Source organism: Streptomyces sp. KR55, assembly GCF_052245645.1.
Taxonomy (GTDB): domain Bacteria; phylum Actinomycetota; class Actinomycetes; order Streptomycetales; family Streptomycetaceae; genus Streptomyces; species Streptomyces flavusporus.
This window is the reverse complement of the sequence record NZ_JBQQCE010000854.1, coordinates 1-1,919: the sequence shown is the minus strand read 5'-3', so window position 1 is coordinate 1,919 and position 1,919 is coordinate 1. Positions and strand designations below refer to the sequence as shown.

At 68.2% G+C, this 1,919-nt stretch carries 1 protein-coding gene; it reads right to left on the bottom strand.

What is annotated here, in order from left to right:
- Positions 1 to 62 precede the first annotated feature (62 nt).
- Positions 63 to 1,847, bottom strand: a complete 1,785-nt coding sequence (gene gcl / locus ACTWQJ_RS50960) for a glyoxylate carboligase (RefSeq protein WP_443313129.1) — start codon at positions 1,845 to 1,847, stop codon at positions 63 to 65.
- Positions 1,848 to 1,919 lie beyond the last annotated feature (72 nt).

Below are 1,919 nucleotides of genomic sequence, written 5' to 3'. Positions count from 1 at the left end.
AGGTGCCGGCCCACCCACGGCGGGTGGGACGGCACCTCGCTGCCGTATGTCCAAGACGCGCGTCAGACCTTCAGCGTCCTGATCGACGTCGGCGCATGCCCGGGCTCCGTCGCGAGCTCCTCGAACTCCACCACGTTGCTGATGTCGTTGGTGCCGGACATCGAGATGTTGGTGATCCGTTCCAGGATCGCCTCGACGACCACCGGCACCTGGAACTCGGCGGCCAGTTTCCTGGCCTCCTCGAACGCCGCGCCCAGCTCGTTCGGGTCGGTCACCCGGATCGCCTTGCAGCCCAGGCCCTCGGCGACCTTGACGTGGTCGACGCCGTAGACGCCCAGCTCGGGCGAGTTGAGGTTCTCGAACTCCAGGTTGACCTGGAAGTCGATCTCGAACGCCCGCTGTGCCTGGCGGATCAGGCCGAGGTAGGAGTTGTTGACGAGGACATGGACGTACGGGATCTTGTGCTGCGCCCCGACGGCCAGCTCCTCGATCATGAACTGGAAGTCGTAGTCGCCGGAGAGGGCGACGACGGACGCCTCCGGGTCGGCCTTGGCGACGCCGAGCGCGGCCGGGACGGTCCAGCCGAGCGGGCCGGCCTGGCCGCAGTTGATCCAGTGCCGCGGCCGGTAGACGTGCAGCATCTGGGCGCCGGCGATCTGCGAGAGGCCGATGGTGGTGACGTACCGGGTCTCCGGGCCGAAGGCCTTGTTCATCTCCTCGTAGACGCGCTGCGGTTTGATCGGGATGTTGTCGAAGTGTGTACGGCGCTGGAGCTTCGCCTTCTTCTCCTGCGCGGCGGCGGCCCAGGCGGAGCGGTCGGGGAGTGCGCCCGCCGCCTTCAACTCCCGTGCCACCTCGACGAAGAGGCACAGTGCGGCCTTCGCGTCGGAGGCGATGCCGTAGTCGGGGGCGAAGATCTTGCCGATCTGGGTCGGCTCGATGTCCACGTGGACGAACTTCCGGCCGGCCGTGTAGACGTCCAGTTTGCCGGTGTGGCGGTTGGCCCAGCGGTTGCCGATGCCGAGGACGAAGTCGGACTCCAGGAAGGTGGCGTTGCCGTAGCGGTGCGAGGTCTGCAGGCCGACCATGCCGGCGTTCAGCTCATGGTCGTCGGGGATGACGCCCCAGCCCATCAGGGTCGGGATCACCGGAGTGCCCGTCAGTTCGGCGAACTCCACGAGGAGTTCGGCGGCGTCGGCGTTGATGATGCCGCCGCCGGCGACGATCAGCGGGCGCTCTGCGGCGTTCAGCATCCCGATCGCCTTCTCGATCTGGGCGCGGGTCGCGGCCGGCTTGTAGACCGGGAGCGGCTCGTACGTGTCCGGGTCGAACTCGATCTCGGTGAGCTGGACGTCGATCGGCAGGTCGATCAGGACCGGGCCGGGGCGGCCGGAGCGCATCAGATGGAAGGCCTGCTGGAAGACGCCGGGGACCTGCGCGGCCTCCAGGACGGTGACCGCCATCTTGGTCACCGGCTTGGCGATGGAGGCGATGTCGACGGCCTGGAAGTCCTCTTTGTGGATCACCGCGGTGGGGGCCTGGCCGGTGATGCACAGGATCGGGATCGAGTCGCCGGTCGCGGAGTACAGGCCGGTGATCATGTCGGTTCCGGCCGGTCCGGAGGTGCCGATGCACACGCCGATGTTGCCGGGGTGGGTGCGGGTGTAACCCTCGGCCATGTGGGAGGCGCCCTCGACGTGCCGGGCGAGGGTGTGGCTGATGCCGCCGGAGGCCTTGAGGGCCGCGTAGAACGGGTTGATCGCCGCACCCGGCACACCGAAGGCGTCCGTGACGCCCTCACGTTTGAGGATCTCAACTGCCGCGCGGGCAGCGGTCATTCGAGCCATGGAGTACTCCTGCTTCGGCTGTCGGATTCGCACTCCCGTCGCGCCCCGCGGTGAGCGGCTTCCGTATGAGCG